Annotated in this window: 15 protein-coding genes and 1 tRNA gene; 13 read left to right on the forward strand and 3 right to left on the reverse strand. The window is 45.4% G+C overall.

The genetic code is table 11. The features are described from left to right. Positions 1–9: 9 nt before the first annotated feature. The 4 genes from glyS (at position 10) to QJR74_RS01010 (ending at position 4,877) form a co-directional block, all read left to right on the forward strand. Complete coding sequence (gene glyS, locus QJR74_RS00995) at positions 10–2,079, forward strand: glycine--tRNA ligase subunit beta (RefSeq protein ID WP_304372777.1); 2,070 nt, start codon at positions 10–12, stop codon at positions 2,077–2,079. A gap of 67 nt (positions 2,080–2,146) precedes the next feature. Next, entirely contained in the window at positions 2,147–2,968 is an 822-nt protein-coding gene (gene fdhD, locus QJR74_RS01000) for a formate dehydrogenase accessory sulfurtransferase FdhD (protein WP_304372778.1), read from the forward strand. 207 nt (positions 2,969–3,175) lie between these two features. After that, the gene (sodA, locus tag QJR74_RS01005) at positions 3,176–3,793 is read left to right on the forward strand and encodes a superoxide dismutase [Mn] (protein ID WP_241607365.1); all 618 of its coding nucleotides are present in this window, start codon (positions 3,176–3,178) and stop codon (positions 3,791–3,793) included. Positions 3,794–3,938: 145 nt separating this feature from the next. Beyond that, positions 3,939–4,877, forward strand: a complete 939-nt coding sequence (locus tag QJR74_RS01010; protein ID WP_304372779.1) for a VirK/YbjX family protein — start codon at positions 3,939–3,941, stop codon at positions 4,875–4,877. Between the two features lie 47 nt (positions 4,878–4,924). Here the strand turns inward: QJR74_RS01010 and QJR74_RS01015 are convergent, their stop codons facing one another. Together QJR74_RS01015 and QJR74_RS01020 are read right to left on the reverse strand one after the other, a co-directional pair. Beyond that, on the reverse strand, positions 4,925–5,287 hold the full coding sequence (locus QJR74_RS01015) for a YibL family ribosome-associated protein (RefSeq protein WP_304372780.1): 363 nt from the start codon (positions 5,285–5,287) through the stop codon (positions 4,925–4,927). Between the two features lie 93 nt (positions 5,288–5,380). Beyond that, positions 5,381–6,085: a DUF3053 domain-containing protein gene (locus QJR74_RS01020; protein ID WP_304372781.1), complete on the reverse strand. Its 705-nt coding sequence runs from the start codon at positions 6,083–6,085 to the stop codon at positions 5,381–5,383. Positions 6,086–6,402: 317 nt separating this feature from the next. Here QJR74_RS01020 and eptB point away from each other — a divergent pair, with 317 nt between their 5' ends. The 9 genes from eptB (at position 6,403) to QJR74_RS01065 (ending at position 18,177) form a co-directional block, all read left to right on the forward strand. Continuing rightward, the gene (gene eptB / locus QJR74_RS01025) at positions 6,403–8,112 is read left to right on the forward strand and encodes a kdo(2)-lipid A phosphoethanolamine 7''-transferase (protein ID WP_304372782.1); all 1,710 of its coding nucleotides are present in this window, start codon (positions 6,403–6,405) and stop codon (positions 8,110–8,112) included. Between the two features lie 87 nt (positions 8,113–8,199). Beyond that, positions 8,200–8,276 (forward strand) — tRNA-Pro (locus QJR74_RS01030). A gap of 432 nt (positions 8,277–8,708) precedes the next feature. Next, positions 8,709–10,328 (forward strand): dipeptide ABC transporter periplasmic-binding protein DppA, encoded by a 1,620-nt coding sequence (dppA, locus tag QJR74_RS01035; RefSeq protein WP_441007621.1) that lies wholly within the window; start codon positions 8,709–8,711, stop codon positions 10,326–10,328. Positions 10,329–10,440: 112 nt separating this feature from the next. After that, a complete protein-coding gene (gene dppB / locus QJR74_RS01040) occupies positions 10,441–11,460 on the forward strand; it encodes a dipeptide ABC transporter permease DppB (protein ID WP_304372784.1) in 1,020 nt (339 codons plus the stop codon). A gap of 9 nt (positions 11,461–11,469) precedes the next feature. After that, entirely contained in the window at positions 11,470–12,372 is a 903-nt protein-coding gene (gene dppC / locus QJR74_RS01045) for a dipeptide ABC transporter permease DppC (RefSeq protein ID WP_304372785.1), read from the forward strand. Positions 12,373–12,383: 11 nt separating this feature from the next. Beyond that, on the forward strand, positions 12,384–13,370 hold the full coding sequence (gene dppD / locus QJR74_RS01050) for a dipeptide ABC transporter ATP-binding protein (RefSeq protein WP_304372786.1): 987 nt from the start codon (positions 12,384–12,386) through the stop codon (positions 13,368–13,370). Then, entirely contained in the window at positions 13,360–14,355 is a 996-nt protein-coding gene (locus QJR74_RS01055; protein WP_304372787.1) for a peptide ABC transporter ATP-binding protein, read from the forward strand. The genes dppD and QJR74_RS01055 overlap by 11 nt, the downstream gene beginning before the upstream one ends. A 192-nt stretch (positions 14,356–14,547) precedes the next feature. Beyond that, positions 14,548–16,491, forward strand: a complete 1,944-nt coding sequence (locus QJR74_RS01060) for an EAL domain-containing protein (protein ID WP_304372788.1) — start codon at positions 14,548–14,550, stop codon at positions 16,489–16,491. Positions 16,492–16,599: 108 nt separating this feature from the next. After that, positions 16,600–18,177: an insulinase family protein gene (locus tag QJR74_RS01065; protein ID WP_304372789.1), complete on the forward strand. Its 1,578-nt coding sequence runs from the start codon at positions 16,600–16,602 to the stop codon at positions 18,175–18,177. Here QJR74_RS01065 and ppiC read toward each other — a convergent pair. Continuing rightward, positions 18,174–18,455 (reverse strand): peptidylprolyl isomerase PpiC, encoded by a 282-nt coding sequence (ppiC, locus tag QJR74_RS01070; RefSeq protein ID WP_304372790.1) that lies wholly within the window; start codon positions 18,453–18,455, stop codon positions 18,174–18,176. The two genes, QJR74_RS01065 and ppiC, sit on opposite strands and share 4 nt — an antisense overlap. Between the last annotated feature and the right edge of the window lie 39 nt (positions 18,456–18,494).

Below are 18,494 nucleotides of genomic sequence, written 5' to 3' on the forward strand. Positions count from 1 at the left end.
GGGACGGGGATGAGCGAAAATACTTTTCTGGTGGAAATCGGAACTGAAGAGTTACCACCTAAAGCGCTGCGTCAACTTGCGCAAGCCTTTGCCGATCAATTAACGCAAGAAATTGACCAAGCAGGCCTTTCACACCAAGCGGTAGAGTGGTACGCGACCCCTCGTCGTTTAGCCGTCAAAGTGCTTAGCCTCAGTGACAAGCAAGAGGATCGTGTCGTTGAAAAGCGTGGACCGGCGATCAGCGCGGCTTATGACAGTGAAGGTAAGCCAACGAAAGCAGCAGAAGGTTGGGCGCGTGGTAACGGGATCACCGTTGAGCAAGCCGAGCGCTTAGCGACTGATAAAGGTGAGTGGCTGGTTTATCGTGCGCAAGTACCGGGTGAATCTGCTGCAGCGCTATTACCGGAGATGGTTGCTAAAGTCTTAGCGAAACTACCCGTACCGAAATTGATGCGCTGGGGGGCTAGCAGCGAGCAATTTGTTCGTCCAGTCCATACGGTAACCCTATTACTCGGGGCAGAAGTCTTGCCTGCGACCATTCTTGGCGTGGCATCCGGACGTACACTTCGTGGACATCGCTTTATGGGGGAAAGTGCTTTTGATATTGCCCATGCTGATGAGTATCCAACCATTCTTGCTGAACGCGGCAAAGTGATGGCCGATTACGATGCACGTAAAGCAAAGATTGAGGTCGATGCTAAAGCCGCTGCCTTACAGGTCGGTGGTATTGCTGACCTGAGCGATAGTCTGCTGGAAGAAGTGACCTCGCTGGTGGAATGGCCAATCGTGCTGACGGCGCAATTTGAGCAGAAATTCCTCACAGTTCCGAAAGAAGCCTTGGTTTACACGATGAAAGGCGATCAGAAATACTTCCCTGTCTATTCAGCACAGGGAGAGCTGTTGTCGCACTTTATTTTCGTCACCAATATCGAATCTAGCGATCCACAGCAAATTATCTCTGGTAATGAGAAAGTTGTGCGTCCTCGCTTGGCCGATGCCGAATTCTTCTTTAATGCCGATCGTAAGCTGCGTTTAGAAGATCAATTGCCGCGTCTCGAAACTGTCCTCTTCCAAAAGCAATTAGGAACGTTACGGGATAAAACGGATCGTATACAAGCCCTTGCGGGTTGGATTGCCGGACAAATTGGTGCAGATGTCAACCACGCGACACGGGCAGGGTTACTCTCTAAGTGCGATTTAATGACGAATATGGTTTGCGAATTTACTGATACGCAAGGCATTATGGGCATGCACTATGCCCGTCACGATGGTGAAGCTGAAGACGTCGCTGTCGCCTTAAATGAACAATACCAACCGCGTTTTGCTGGCGATGCCTTACCCTCAAGCTTAGTTGCCTGTGCGTTGGCTATCGCTGATAAAATGGATACCTTAGCCGGAATCTTTGGCATTGGTCAGCATCCAAAAGGTGATAAAGATCCTTTCGCATTGCGTCGTGCAGCGCTGGGTGTATTACGGATTATCGTCGAGAAGGATTTGAATCTTGATCTTCAGTCTCTGACCGAAGAAGCCGTAAAATTATATGGCGACAAGCTGACGAATACCGACGTTACTACCGATGTGGTTGATTTTATGTTGGGACGTTTTAGAAGCTGGTATCTGGAAGAAGGTCACAGCGTCGATACGATTCAGGCGGTATTAGCGCGTCGACCTACACGTCCTGCCGATTTCGATGCACGAATGAAGGCCGTTTCTCACTTCCGTACCTTACCTGAAGCGGAAAGTCTTGCTGCGGCAAACAAGCGTGTTTCTAATATCCTGGCTAAATCGGATGTTGAAGTGGATACTGCTGTTCAAGCGTCTCTATTAAAAGAGAATGCTGAAATTAAACTGGCTACCTACGTTAGCGCGCTGAATAGCAAATTACAGCCTTACTTTGAGCAAGGTCGTTATCAAGAAGCCTTAATTGAACTCGCACAATTGCGCGAGGCGGTGGATAACTTCTTTGAACAAGTTATGGTGAATGCTGAAGATCAAGCGGTACGAGTTAACCGTCTCACTTTATTAGTGAAATTACGGGAATTATTCTTACAAGTCGCGGATATTTCACTGCTGCAATAGCCATTAGGCGGATAACGATAAAGCCCGGAGGAACTCTTCGGGCTTTTTTTTTTACTAGGAATCCATCATGACAGCGAAAAGCTTTTCTATCATCGAATGGTCCCCAGATGGGGTGAGGTATCAGGACGACATTCTTGCTGAAGAAGTCGCAGTAGCCTTAGTTTACAACGGTATTTCTCATGTCGTCATGATGTGTACTCCCGAGCATTTAGCAGAGTTTGCGCTAGGGTTCTCTTTGTCAGAGGGGATAATCGAAGGACCGGAACAGATTTATGGTATCGCAGTCTCGCCGCAAGCGTTAGGGATTGAAGTCCATATTGAGTTAGCGAGTCGCTGTTTCGTTGCGCTAAAACAGCGTCGTCGTTCTTTAGCGGGACGAACGGGATGTGGTTTGTGCGGAACTGAGCAATTAGCGATGGTCGAACATTCGCTGCAACCTTTACCTTTTACACAGCAGTTCAGGCTATCCTATCTCTCCTCTGCATTAAACCAAATAAAGTCACTGCAACCTATTGGCCAGCAGACCGCTTGCACCCATATTGCTGCTTGGGTTGACGGCCAAGGCCAGGTTTGCGCGGGCTATGAAGATATTGGCCGTCACGTCGCACTAGATAAATTGTTGGGGGCTCGGTCCAAAGCCGAGTGGGGCAAAGCGGGATGCGTGTTGATCTCTAGTCGTGCCAGTTACGAAATCGTCCAGAAAGCCATTAGCTGTGGCGTTGAGATCCTGTGTGCGGCATCGGCGGCAACACAACGCGCGGTCGATCTCGCTCAGGCACAGGGATTAACTTTAGTAGGCTTTAGTCGCGGATCTCGGGCGATAGTTTATACCCATGCTCAGAGAGTTATCAGCGAGTTTACCGATATGCTTAGTCAAAAAACGAGATAATAGCGTTATGATGCTGCGATTTTCGGTGATATGGCCCCATTAGCGGCTAATTGTAAGGAAATTACTAAAATACCGAAAAAACCATACGCTTAATAGGGCATTGTTTCTTCTTTTCCAGATCAATTATTTAACTATAATGAAGGGACAGTCTGAGCAGTTTCATTTTATTGACGCTGTATGATAAACACCTAATTGGAGAGGTTGAACATGAGTTATTCACTGCCATCCCTGCCGTATGCTTATGATGCGTTAGAGCCACATTTCGACAAAGAAACAATGGAAATCCATCATACTAAACATCACCAGACTTATGTAAACAATGCTAATGCTGCCCTAGAAGGGACGCCATTTGCTGACCTACCGGTCGAAGAGCTGATCACTCAATTAGATAAAGTCCCTGCCGATAAGAAAGTTGTATTACGCAACAACGCGGGTGGTCACGCTAACCACAGCTTCTTCTGGAAAGGACTGAAAACCGGCACCACCCTGCAAGGTGAATTGAAAGCCGCGATCGAAAAAGATTTTGGTAGCGTTGAAAAATTCCAAGAAGAGTTTGAGAAAGCAGCGGCAACGCGCTTTGGTTCGGGCTGGGCATGGCTGGTTAAAAAAGGCGATAAATTGGCGGTAGTATCTACAGCTAACCAAGACAGCCCATTAATGGGTGAAGCAATCTCTGGTGCTTCAGGCTATCCAATTGTGGGCCTGGACGTGTGGGAGCACGCTTACTACCTGAAGTATCAGAACAAACGTCCTGACTATATTAAAGCGTTCTGGAATGTTGTGAACTGGGATGAAGCTGCCACCCGTTTTGCTAACGCAAAATAAGTGCTGTACTGAAATTAACCTCATGCAGATTGAAATATCTGCATGAGGTTTTCTTTTTTATTATTTTTCGCATTTTATTGAGTACAAGTTTATTTAATTAGACATAAAATCCACTCAATACACACCCTATAGCCCAGAGATATCTATGTCGACTTCGATCTCTTCGAATAAGTCCCTTACTCATAAGCAATTACTCGTTGATTTGCTGAAGCGCAAATACAAGCCACATCGTGCTTGGAAGCGTGGGCGCTTTTATAATAAGTTTATTTTCCGTAGCGCGTGTGCCCCAGTGACCAGCTACCGCTATTTTTCCGCGTTATCGCGATTGAAAAATTTACCCCTTATTTTAGAGACTCACGGGATTTTACCGGCAAAAATTCATCGACCCTACTTAATTGGTGGATTGAGTGCTTCGCAACGCGCAGAAAAAATTATTTCTCATTATCAACGCCTTGAACAACTCAAACCCAGTGAGCTGAGCGCATTTTTATCAGGACAACGGCATAATATACCGCTCTTAAGTTGGGTTGGTAAGAATGACGAACCTATCGCTATCTATTGCGTACCCGCTATTTTTGATCGTGAAGGTGAACTCACGCTCATATTCCAATTTCGTAATGAAGCAATTACTAGCCTAAGCTTTTCGTTAGCCGATTATCAGAACAAGCCAAGTATTATCATTGCTGGACTTCAAGGCCCGGGTCGTCATCTTGATCAACATATTATTCGTGATGCGACCAAAGCGTGTGAGGGAATATTTCCAAAACGTCTACTCATTGAAACACTGATGCTCATCGCGAAGGCCTGTAATCTGTCGCAAATTTATACGGTGGGTGACGATACTCATATCTTCGTTAAGGAATTACGTTATCGCTTCAGTAAACGTGAACTGATTCATGCGCGTTATAACGAGTTTTGGGCGACTTTGGGGGGGATTGAACAACCTAATAAACTGTTTTCATTGCCTTTGACCCAGCCAAGGAAAAACCTTGAGGATATAGCCAGTAAGAAACGTGCCGAATACCGCAGACGATATCAATTGTTGGATGATTTACAGCAGCAGATCGATCAAAAATCAGCATAATTAAAAATGAGGAGAAGTCGGCTAGCGACTTTCTCCTTGCGTAACGTTTAAAACTTATCGCGGGCAAAGCCGGTGACGGCTTCTAAACCCATCTCACGCCCCAATGCCGTCATTGGATGGACAACGATAATGCCACGAACGCGTTTCTTCAAGGCACCCATATCGGCTTGCTCTTTTTTAGTAATCGGGCGCTGAAAAGCCATTTTCTGTAGTTTTTGCGCTTCTTTACTCAAGCTTGCCGTGTGAGCTTCACGCAGACGTTGCAGTTCTTCTTCGATGGTTAATTTTTCTTTCATTAACTCGCCAAGCTTTTCCACATTACCGCTTTCTAATAGAGGCTGTGATTTATGGTTAATACTGTCGAGTTGATCGCTGAGACGTTTAATTTCAGCTTTAATGGGGTCTTTCATAATTGGGCTCCTTTCTGCGTAGAGATAGGATACACGAAAAATCAGGTGGGGGCAGCGTAGGTGGAGCAGAATCCACCTACGGGGGACGCTTTATTACTGAAGTAAACCTTTTGCTTGGCTTAAAGAGTTAGCATGACTGCTAATGTTACCGACTAAGGTGTTGTATTGGTTGACTTGATCTTGGGTAGGGAATTGCACTGCATTGTTATTGAAGCTCAGACGAGAATCCTGTGCTTGTAAAAAGTCAGCGGTATCCAACACAGCCTGCGTGAGTGCTTGTAGCTCAGGTAAAATAGGCTGTAAATTGTCTGCTGGCGTAGTAACCGCCTTTTTATAAGCGTCTTCATACACTTTTTGAAGATCTTCAGGTAATTTCAATGAACTTTTGCTGCTATCCGCTAAATTACGCGCATTTTGAACTTGTTGAGAAACCACGTTGAGCGCGCCACCTGCCTGACGTAATGCATCACGCTGAGCTAAGTAATCCTGAGGCGTATGAATCGCAGAAAGTTGATCCGTGACGGGACGGATTCCGTCGTTCAATGCACGAGTAAGTTGTTGGGAGAAACCGTACAGAATGGCATAGTCTCCTACATAGTTACCGAACGATTTCTTTTGATTCTCGCTAAGTGCCGGGAGTTGCGTTCCGCTGCGCATAACCGTGTTTTGTAAGAAGTCACCAAATGCTTTACGTTGATCCGCATCTTTATCGCCACACGCAGTGAGTTGACACACCACCATCAGTAACGCAATTAACCCACCTACTTTTTTCATCATTTGTGAAAGTCCTGATGCCATTGATTACAACTCCTGTATTAAATCGGTTTGCAGCCTATGAGAGATCTCAAGCGCGTGATCAGTAGAATAGAGCAAACCGCGCTCAACGCCAACGGGGCAATATGAAAATTACAGGAATATTGCCAGCAAGTAGATGAACGCGAGCAAGAATTAATTCCGCTATCACCGGTATAACTTAAGAAATTTATATTCCCATAATCTTATTTTTGATGTTTTTCTTAATTTTTTGTGCTTTTTTCTTTTTTTTCGAACTCATTTTCATTCTAATACTCTCAGTCTTGTCCTGATAGATAGTCTATTTTTTTAAGTTGGGTGTAATGATTAAAGTTCGTACATTGAGTCAAACTCAAGTATCTCTCTTTCTCGCGATGTATGTGGGATGGTTTTTAAACAGTGTAATCTTTTACAGACATATCAAATTAGCCGTTCAGCAGCCCACTTTGCTGGCGTGGTGTACGATTCTCGCAGAGGTTTTCGCGACTTTTTTCGCGACTTTTTTAGTCCTACGGTTGACGTCCCTCGGGGGAAGGTGGTGTTTCAAAATCCTTTCCTCCGTCATCGTGCTGGTCTCAGTGGCCAGTGCTTATTATATGTTCATGTTCAACGTCATTATCGGTTATGGAATCATTGCTTCAGTGCTAACGACTACCGATACGGACCTCACGACTGAAGTAGTAGGAATATGGTTCTATCTTTGGCTGATTATTCTTGGGGCGCCGCCACTTTTCTTGATTTGGCTAAATGAGTGCCGCGCAAGTTTAGCAGCACAAACACGCCAAGCTAAGTCGGCTCTACTGAGTTGGGGAACGTTATGCTTAGCGGTGGCCTTAGCCTGGGTACCTATCCGCAGTCTCGATAAGGTCTATAAAAAGCAAGAACATCAAACTAATCGTGATATGCCAAGTTATGGTGGGACTGTTGCGCATACCTATTTGCCCGCAAACTGGTTATCTTCACTGGGTATTTTTACCTGGTCACGATTAAATGAAGATATCTTTTCTGAAGATCTCGTCGACCCCGCTGAGCGTTTTCACTACACGGCACCGAAAAGCCTCGATGACACCTACGTTGTTTTCGTCATCGGTGAGACGACACGTTGGGACCATATGGGGATTTTTGGATACGCTCGTGATACCACGCCAAACTTAGCCAAAGAGCCTAATTTAGCCGCGTTTAGAGGGGTATCTTGTGATACCGCAACTAAACTCTCTTTACGGTGCATGTTCGTGCGAGAAGGCGGTGCAGCCGATGATGCGGGACGTACACTTAAAGAGGAAAATGTTTTCTCAGTGCTCAGAGAGCTAGGGTTCACCTCCGAGCTCTATGCGATGCAGGGTGAGGTATGGTTCTACAGTAAAACCGATGCGAACAACATTGAGTTTCGCGAGCAAATTGGCTCAGAACCTCAGAACCGAGGGAAAACGGTTGATGATATGCTGTTGGTGCCTAAAGTCGCGCAATCAGTTAATCGCTTCCAAAAAGGGAAACATTTAATCATTTTACACACTAAAGGTTCCCATTACTTATATTCGCAGCGTTATCCGAGAAGTTTTGCCAAGTACACACCAGAATGTATTGGCAGTAACGATTTCTGCACTAAAGATCAGTTGATTAACGCTTATGATAACTCGGTGCGATATGTCGACCATACTCTAGCAGCGATTTATGATCAGCTTCGCGATAAGAAAGCCATAGTATTTTATGTGGCGGATCATGGTGAATCGATCAGTGATAACATGCATTTTCATGGCACGCCACGAGAAATGGCACCACCGGAGCAATTCCGCGTACCAATGATTGTTTGGGCCTCGAATCCTTTCCTAGAGGATAATGATAATAAGCAGCGTTTTAGCTTGTTACAACAGCAAGCGAAGGCCGGTGTTATGCATAAACACACCGAGATTTTCGATTCGTTAATGGGGTGCTTAGGCTATAGTTCTGATGATGGCGGTATAAAAGCAACAAACAACTGGTGTGACCACGCAACCTCTGAAGCTGCAATCAAGGCTGCTACTGCGCAGCATTAAGGCTTGATGAGTTTTTAGGCACTCGCCATCGAGGGACGTAAAAAGCGGTTGACGCTAAGCGGGTAGCGCAGTAATATGCGCCCCCATCGGCGAGTAGCGCAGCTTGGTAGCGCAACTGGTTTGGGACCAGTGGGTCGGAGGTTCGAATCCTCTCTCGCCGACCAAATTTAAGAAACCTGAACAATATGTTCAGGTTTTTTTTTGCGTAAAATTCGAGACGTCATACTAACCTGCTGGCAAAATATCAGACTAATCTCTACACACACCCATCACTTCGATAGAATTTTTTGTTATAAAAACTTAACACCAGAAAATATCCCTTCTTTTAGATAAGCAATCTGGAAAATAGAAACGTTTAGGTTGATACGACTTATACAATTTTCTTTAGAAGCGTAATCCACTTCTCATCTTCCAAAAGCTTTAGGCTTAACCGTACAAGAAATATTGACTTTATCCCCTCTCTTTCATCACATTGGGCTATCCAGCCGCAACATGGCTGAATAGCATCTCACTCGTTGGCGATGCGTAATAATAAAAATAATTCATCAAGCAGACTCTTTTGCTGACTTGTGCACACAACATTTGTAATTCATGGAGTGACAATGATTAAGACTCAGTCTCATCTTCGTAAGTTTTCCTCACTAGGTATTTTGACAGGTGCTTTACTAATAAGTGGGGGGGTCAGTGCAAAAACCTTAGTGTACTGCTCAGAAGCTTCACCTGAAGGCTTTAACCCCCAATTATTTACCAGCGGAACAACCTATGATGCGAGTTCTGTTCCCATTTATAACCGTTTAGTGGATTTCAAAGTCGGTACTACCGACATCCAACCATCATTGGCTGAACGCTGGGAGGTCAGTGCAGATGGTAAAACCTATACCTTCCATCTTCGCCCAGGAGTTAAGTGGCAAACGACGAAGGATTTTACTCCGAGCCGCACGCTGACCGCTGATGATGTGGTGTTTTCGTTTGAACGCCAGCTGGATAAAAACAATCCCTACCATAATGTTTCGGGGGGAAGTTACGAATACTTCGAAGGCATGGATATGCCTAAGTTAATTAAAAGTGTCGAGAAGGTAGACGACCTTACCGTTAAAATCACATTAACTCGTCCAGAAGCCCCTTTCTTAGCCGATTTAGGAATGGATTTTGCCTCCGTTCTATCTAAAGAATACGCAGATGCGATGTTGAAGGCTGGAACGCCGCAGAAAGTAGACCTCAATCCGGTCGGTACTGGGCCTTTTATTTTACAGCAGTATCAAAAAGACTCTCGTATCCTTTATAAAGCGAATCCAAATTATTGGGGACCTCATCCTAAAATTGATCGCTTAGTGTTTTCAATCACACCTGATGCATCAGTACGTTATGCAAAATTACAAAAGGGCGAGTGCCAAGTAATGGCTTTCCCTAATCCGGCTGATCTCGCCAGTATGAAACAAAATAAATCGATAAATTTATTACAGCAGCCTGGATTGAATGTTGGATATTTATCCTTTAATACTGAGAAAAAACCGCTAGATAATGTTCAAGTTCGCCAAGCATTGAATTATGCCGTCAACAAAGAAGCAATTATCAAAGCGGTTTATCAAGGTGCAGGCGAGGCGGCTAAGAACCTAATCCCGCCAACGATGTGGGGATATAATTCTGCCATCAAAGATTATGGGTATGATCCCGAAAAAGCCAAGGCGCTTCTAAAAGCGGCGGGGATGGAAAAAGGATTCACCATCGACCTCTGGGCAATGCCAGTACAACGCCCTTACAACCCTAATGCAAGACGTATGGCGGAGATGATCCAAGCCGACTGGGCTAAAGTTGGGGTTAAAGCCAATATCGTGACCTATGAATGGGGTGAATACCTTAAGAGAGCCAAGGCCGGCGAGCATCAAACTGTCATGATGGGCTGGACCGGCGACAATGGTGACCCAGATAATTTCTTTGCTACATTATTTAGCTGTGCGGCGGCGAAGGATGGGTCTAACTACTCTCGCTGGTGTTATAAGCCTTTTGAAGATCAAATTCAGCCGGCTCGCTCAGAAAGTGACCATCAAAAGCGTATTGCTTACTATCAACAAGCGCAAGTCATCATGCATGACCAAGCTCCCGCACTGATTATTGCCCACTCAACGGTTTATGAGCCAGTAAGTAATAAAGTGATTGGTTATCTTGTTGATCCTCTTGGTAAACATCACTTCGAAAATGTCGATTTAAAAGAATAATTATGATGATGCACCTGGTTACTTCATACCAGGTGCATGACTTTACGACAGGCTATTTTTGCAAGATGAGCGATAACCCAACGTTACGATTGGGATTTGAACGAGATTTTATATGCTGCAATTTTTATTTCGACGATTGGGTCTGCTAATTCCCACCTTTATCGGTATTACCTTACTCACGTTTGCTTTCGTACACCTTATTCCCGGTGATCCGATCATGATCATGGCGGGAGAGAGGGGAATCTCCCCTGAACGGCACGCGTTATTAATGCATCAACTTGGTCTAGACCTCCCGATATGGAAACAATATTTCAACTACATTCAGGGGGTAGTGCACGGTGATTTAGGGATTTCGCTAAGCAGCCGTACGCCAGTATGGAATGAGTTCGTGCCGCGTTTTCAAGCAACGCTAGAGCTAGGCATCTGTGCGATGTTATTCGCGATAATCGTTGGTATTCCTGTGGGGATCATCGCAGCGGTAAAACGCGGATCCATTTTTGACCACACTGCTGTAAGTATTTCCTTGGCCGGTTATTCCATGCCAATTTTTTGGTGGGGAATAATGTTAATTATGTTTGTTTCCGTAAAGCTCAATCTTCTCCCCGTTTCCGGTCGTATTAGCGATGTGGTGTTTTTAGATGACAGTAAACCTCTCACCGGATTTATGTTGATTGATACCTTACTGTGGGGCGAGCCAGGTGATTTTAAAGATGCTATCCAACACATCATCCTACCTGCCATTGTACTAGGGACCATCCCTCTGGCGGTAATTGTACGCATGACTCGTAGTGCGATGCTGGAGGTATTAGGTGAAGATTATATTCGGACGGCGAGAGCGAAAGGACTTACCCCATTACGCGTGATTTTAATCCATGCCTTACGCAATGCCCTATTACCCGTTATCACTATCATTGGATTACAGGTTGGCTCGTTATTGGCAGGGGCCATTCTCACTGAGACCATTTTCTCATGGCCGGGATTGGGCCGTTGGCTCATAGAGGCGCTACAACGTCGAGATTACCCCGTTGTGCAAGGGGGAGTATTGTTGGTCGCTATTCTAATTATCGCAGTAAATTTTATTGTCGATATTTTGTATGGGGTGATCAATCCCCGTATTAGACATAAGAAATAGGGGGCGTCTATGTCTATTCAAAAGACTCACAATAAGAATTTACCTACTCAGCCTCTGACCCCTCTTCAAGAGTTCCGCCTCTATTTTTGCCAAAATCGCGGCGCGCTAGTAGGGGCTATTTTTATCGGCATTATGCTTCTGGTGGCTATATTTGCCAATATTCTTGCGCCACATGGTCCAGCTGAACAGTTTCGTGATGCGCTTTTGCATCCACCGGTTTGGCAAGCAGGAGGTAGTTGGAAGTTTATCCTAGGTACCGATGATGTTGGGCGTGACATTCTTAGTCGGCTTATGTATGGAGCACGTTTATCTCTATTAGTCGGTTGCCTTGTCGTTATCCTCTCTCTCTTTTTCGGCGTCGTATTTGGCCTCATTGCAGGTTATTTTGGCGGGGCGATTGATGCGGCAATAATGCGTATCGTTGATATTATGTTGGCGTTACCGAGTTTATTACTGGCATTAGTGCTGGTAGCCATTTTTGGCCCATCGATTTGGAATGCCTCATTAGCCTTAACCTTCGTAGCCTTACCACACTACATTCGATTGACTCGTTCAGCGGTGCTCGTTGAAGTACAGAGGGATTACGTTATTGCTTCAGGTGTCGCAGGCGCAAGTGCTAGTCGGCAAATGTTTATTAATATTCTCCCCAACTGTTTAGCCCCACTAATAGTTCAAGCTTCACTAGGATTCTCTAATGCGATTTTAGACATGGCTGCATTAGGTTTCTTAGGGATGGGGGCTCAACCGCCTACCCCAGAGTGGGGGACGATGCTTTCCGATGTCTTGCAATACGCTGCCAGCGCTTGGTGGGTTGTGACTTTCCCAGGTCTTGTCATCCTGCTTACCGTCCTTGCCTTTAACTTGGTCGGTGATGGTTTGCGCGACGCGCTTGATCCAAAACTTAAACAATAAGAGGCATCGACATGGCATTATTAAACGTAAATAAGCTATCGGTGCAGTTTGGCGATCCTGCTTCACCTTTCAAAGCCGTAGACGGTATTAGTTATAAAATCGACGCAGGACAGGTCGTTGGAATTGTTGGGGAGTCGGGATCCGGTAAATCGGTAAGTTCTCTGGCCATCATGGGGTTGATTGATTTTCCAGGTAACGTTATCGCTGAAGATCTCCATTTTAGCGACAATGATTTGCTAAAAATCTCAGCAAAGCAGCGCCGTAAAATTGTTGGGTCTGATATTGCAATGATCTTTCAAGATCCGATGACCAGCTTAAACCCCTGTTTCACCGTCGGCTATCAAATCATGGAAGCGATTAAAGCCCACCAAGGTGGTAGTCGTCGTGCAAGGCGACAGCAAGCTATAACTCTCCTTGAAAGGGTAGGGATTCCTGATCCTGCTTCACGGCTGAATGTTTACCCCCATCAGCTTTCTGGAGGGATGAGCCAGCGAATCATGATAGCAATGGCTATCGCGTGTAAGCCCAAACTACTGATTGCCGATGAACCCACCACAGCACTCGATGTCACCATACAAGCGCAAATTATTGAACTGCTGCTTGCGCTGCAACAGCAAGAGAATATGGCGTTAATTCTCATTACTCATGATTTAGCATTGGTCGCGCAATCGGCCGATCAGATCATTGTTATGTATGCTGGCCAAGTTGTAGAAGTAGGCCGTGCCGCAGAAATATTCACGACCCCGCGCCACCCTTATACTCAAGCTCTTCTTAACGCTTTACCTGAATTCTCAACGGATAAAGCGAAGCTGGCATCATTACCGGGGGTTGTACCCGGAAAATATGATCGGCCGGAGGGCTGTTTATTAAGTCCACGCTGCCCCTATGTCACCGACACGTGTCGAGCTAAAGAGCCAGAGATAGATGAGTTCGAAGGTCGGCAAGTCAAATGCTATTACCCATTGAATACGTCAGGGAGACCAAGCTATGACGCATAACGTTGAACAGCCCTGGCTAATTGATGCGAGAGGTCTAAAAAAACATTATTCGGTTAAAAAAAGCCTATGGGGCAAACCTGCAAAGGTAAAAGCATTGGATGGTATAACCTTCACACTTGCTCGTGGCCAAACATTAGCAGTGGTAGGTGAGTCAGGCTGTGGTAAGTCCACGCTAGGACGTTTACTGACAATGATCGAGACGCCGACATCAGGCGAGCTTTACTGGAATGGCCAGAATCTCCTTGAAGCGGACCGACAGGCAGAAGCCTTGCGCCGAAAAAAAATTCAGATCATTTTCCAGAACCCTTATGCCTCGCTCAATCCGCGTAAGAAAATAAGTCAAATTCTGGAAGAACCTTTACTGATCAATACCGATCTGAACAAAGCACAGCGACGTGAAAAAGTTCTGGCAATCATGAGTAAGGTCGGACTTAAAGCGGAACATTATGATCGTTATCCGCATATGTTTTCGGGTGGGCAACGGCAACGTATTGCGATTGCTCGTGGTTTGATGTTGAATCCTGAAGTCCTTATTGCCGATGAACCTGTCTCCGCATTAGATGTTTCGGTTAGAGCCCAAGTGCTTAACCTAATGATGGAGCTCCAACAGGAACTGGGATTATCTTATATATTTATCTCTCACGATCTCTCTGTTGTTGAACATATTGCGGATGAGGTCATGGTAATGTACTTGGGGCGTTGTGTTGAAAAAGGGACGAAACAGTCAATTTTTACTCAGCCGAAGCATCCCTACACCCAGGCCTTACTTTCAGCTACGCCACGTTTAAACAGAGAGAGTCAACGAGAGCGCATTAAGTTAACGGGTGAGTTACCCAGTCCCTTGAACCCCCCTGCTGGCTGTGCTTTTGCTGCGCGCTGTCGCCATAGAATGCAGCAATGCGAGGAAAAATCGCCGCCCCTCAAGTCCTACGACGGTCAACAAGTGGCATGTTTTTACGTGGAGCAAGGTGAAACTATCATATAAGGATGTGTCATAAAGCAAGGATGCTGAGTGACTATTAATAATTTAAAAATATTTAAGCAAAATAGCCAGATTAATGGATAATTCCTGATAATTAAGGTAAAAGGCTGAGATATACTGGTTATTGAAAAGTTTCTGCAATTTGAAAAGGATGGCTCTCCATTGCGCGTGCACCGCTCACTAACAATCAAACAAATGGCGACAGTTTCTTCTGTGGTTGTGGTGGTTGTCTGTATATTTATTATCATTCAGCTATTTCATTTCGTTGGCCAGCGTCGTATTGAATATGCACAACAAATGGAAAATATTGCACATACCATTCGCCAACCTTTGTCGGATGCGGTCTTACGTGGAAATATCGAGGATGCCCAGCGTTTATTGAATTCACTTAAACCGGCCGGGGTGTTGGGTAAAGCAGAAATTACGCTGCCAGATGGTTTTCAAGCGTTACAAGTCGATTTTACGGATTACGATAGCGTACCGGTCGTCATCGCACGGTTATTTAATTTACCCGTTATTATATCCTTACCACTCTACTCGCCAGAACATACCAGTATACCTAAGCCTTTAGCCTATTTAGTGCTGGAAGCTGACTCAACCCGCGTTTATCAATTTATACGCTCTACGATAGGAACGATGGTTGTCACCTATCTATTGTTGGCATTAGTGCTCTCCATAGCAATCAGTTGGTTTATTAATCGTTTAGTGGTCTATCCGCTACGCCATGTTGCACGTTCTTTGCAGAGTCTGCCTTATTGCGGGGTAGATGTGGAAGTGCCCCTTCCAGCAGGGCATCGAGGAGACGAAATTGGTGTGTTAGTCCGGGGTATTAATCACCGGCAGCGAATGAGCGGAACTATTTATGAGCAACTTGAACAAGCGAAAACACATGATGCATTAACCCAGTTACCCACTCAGGCGCTGCTGCTGGGGTTGATGCAACAACATATGGTTTCCCAATCGAGCCACGTAGCGTTAATGGCTGTCAAAGTTGCCCCGCTAGATGGTCTTCTTAACTCCGAAAATCAGCGTGAAGTAAAGCGACTTTTCGCAAAGAAAATCAGCGAACTGGTCAATGAGGATATTGTGGTCGGGCAACTCGCGGATAATCAATTCATTCTCTTTTTCAAGTATGCGCCTGCACCCTTAGCATTGATGGGATATGCGGAGGCTTATATTGCAGCCTTAGTCGAGCCTTTTCATATCGATAACCTCTATTTACAAGCACAAGTACATATCGGCATTGCCTACTCATCCCCAGATAAGATGAGTGCTGAATCCCTTCTGGAATCTGGGTTAGCAGCGATGCAAAGTGCGGTAGCGAAAGGTTCGAATCAAGCACTCTTTTTCGATCAAGAAATGACTGAGATATCCCATCGACGTTTGGTTCAAATTAAAGAAATCCTAAAAGGGATCCAGCAGAAACAATACGCCCTGTTTCTCCAACCGCAAATTGATATGAAGACAGGTAAAATAAGCGGTGCTGAAGCGTTACTACGGGTTTGTCGCGATGATGGTCGTTATTCGCTACCCGAGAATTTTATTACCACAGCCGAAGAGATAGGGGTGATGCCGGAGATCGGGCGCTGGGTTTTCGAAGAAGCTTGTCGCATGTTGGCGAGTTGGCAAGAGAAAGGGATTAATCTTCCGCTGAGTGTCAACCTGTCTGCTGCACAGTTACGCGATAGCTCAACGGTTGAGTTTTTAAAGCAGTTGCTGACCGATTACCATATCCGACCAGGTACTTTGGTGCTGGAACTCACCGAAACGGCACAAATTACCAACACTGCCTGGGTAATGAAGGTACTTCGTCCTATTGAGCAAGCGGGCGTCTCGATGGTGCTCGATGACTTTGGGATGGGGTACTCAAATCTTCATTATCTGCATCAGTTCCGTTCCTTACCGGTACGCAGAATTAAGCTTGATCGCAGTTTTGTCTCAGAACTTCCGGTTGACGATAAAATGGTGCGGGTTATTGCGGCAATATCGAACATTATCAATGTTGACGTGGTTGCTGAAGGTGTGGAAACGGAAGTTCAGCGGGATTGGTTGCTTGAGCGAGGCATTCGTATTGCCCAAGGATATCTTTATTCACCGGCAATTCCTGAGGATGAGTTTATTGAGCGTTGGCTATCTTGATAGGTGGTTTTTCGTTTTAGACGTTTTTTTATCCGCTTACCCAGTTTTTTCGTTAAAAGATGTTTATAGCGGTGCCTGAGACTTGCCCTGAGAGCTGAGATTAGGATAATGGCAAAAGAACCACATTATTCTCTATTCGCCATCGAATATTTGGCGACTATTGTGGTCTTAAGATTAACTTTTCCTAATTTACTACTACTCTCAGAGGTCCTCATGCCGGGCATTAAATCACTGCTTTGGGTTAGCGGAGTGCTTTTATCAGCATTCAGCCTAACGGTCAAAGCAGAATCTTTACATCCTGATCCGGCTTGGCAACAAGGTCAGTTGAGTAATGGTTTTGGTTGGCAAGTACTGACTACCCCTCAGCGTCCTTCCGATCGTGTTGAATTACGACTTGTTATTAAGACAGGTTCGTTAAATGAAGGCCCGAATCAGAAAGGTTTTAGCCACCTTATCGCCCGCTTAGCGATGGTACATAATCTTGCCTTAACCCCTGAGCAGCAACGGACGCTTTGGCATGCTGATATGTCAAAGTCTGGTGCCTTACCGCCGGTCATTACGTCTTATGACTACACTCAATATAATCTTAGCTTACCCGTTAATCGCCCAGACCTGATCAAGTCAGCCTTAGAGTGGCTAGCGGCTACGGCTGGCACTATGCAAGTTACGCCGACAACGGTTGCGACAGCATTAGCCGCAACTGACCCCACTGCAACCTGGCCAGATAATACTCAAGATCAACTGTGGCGTTATCGTTTACAGAATTCGGCTCTCTTGACCCACGATCCCAGTGAGCAACCTAGTGCCATCACTAATTCACAGCCTCTCGCACAGTACTATCACCAATGGTATACCCCAGATGCTATGACTTTATATGTTGTGGGTAACCTAGAGAACCGCGCGATTGTTGAGCAGATCACTAAAACCTTTAGTGCATTAAAAGGGAAGCGTAAATTACCGACACCCGTACCGGTACTTTCCCCGTTATCAACCCAACCGACGAGTATGGTTGATAATTCTTTACATACTCCACGGCTGGTAATGAATTGGGATACGATGTGGCTACCGATTCAGGATTCGCAAAGTCTAGAGCACTACTGGCTTTCAGATTTAACCAGAGAAGCGCTGTATTGGCATCTGCAATCAGTAACCGAATCAAAGCAAACTGCGCTGGAGCCAGTTGACCTACAATGCCAAGTGCTATTTTCCCGTGCGCAATGTGGTTTGAAAATCGATGCGGAAGGTGAAGCATTAACCAAACAGTTGGCGGTAGTGGGTAATGAGATTGTTCGATTACGAGATCAAGGATTAACGCAAAGTGAATTTGATCAATTACTGACGAAACAAACAACTGAGCTAAGTGGTTTATTTGCCACCTATGCGCGTACTCCTACCGATATGTTAATGATGCAACGATTACGTTCTCAGCAAAATGGCATGGTTGATATAGCGCCTGAACAATATCAAAAGCTTCGCCAAGAGTTTTTAGCAAATCTGACGCTTGACGCGGTAAACCATGAATTGCGCCAGCAGCTTTCTCAACCTGCAAGCTTTGTTTTACTGCATCCGGAAAACACTTCAGGCCCGAGCGTTGAGCAGTTACAAGCGCAATATAATGATTTGGTTACCGAAGGTGAAGAGGGCGCAAGCGAGACTGCTGATGCAGCCTCTTCAGAGGGCCATTAATTGCGCCATAATACCTTAATGATGTGATACCCAAAGGCAGTCTTTACGGGTCCGTAAGGCGTTAACAGCGGACAGCTAAAGGCTGCCTTATCAAAGGCTGGTACCATCTGCCCGCGTCTAAACTCGCCAAGATCGCCGCCCTGTTTGCCTGAAGGGCAGGTAGAGTATTTCTTTGCCAAGGTTTGAAAATGAGCGCCTTGTTGTAAGTCCGCTAATAACTTTTCGGCTTGAGCTTTCTGTTTAACTAAGATGTGCAAGGCCGCTGCTGTTTTCGCCATAACATTTTTTCCTAAGCGTCGTGAGTGTATACTTGCTGC

Origin of the sequence: Tatumella ptyseos, assembly GCF_030552895.1 — a bacterium.
GTDB lineage: Bacteria > Pseudomonadota > Gammaproteobacteria > Enterobacterales > Enterobacteriaceae > Rosenbergiella > Rosenbergiella ptyseos_A.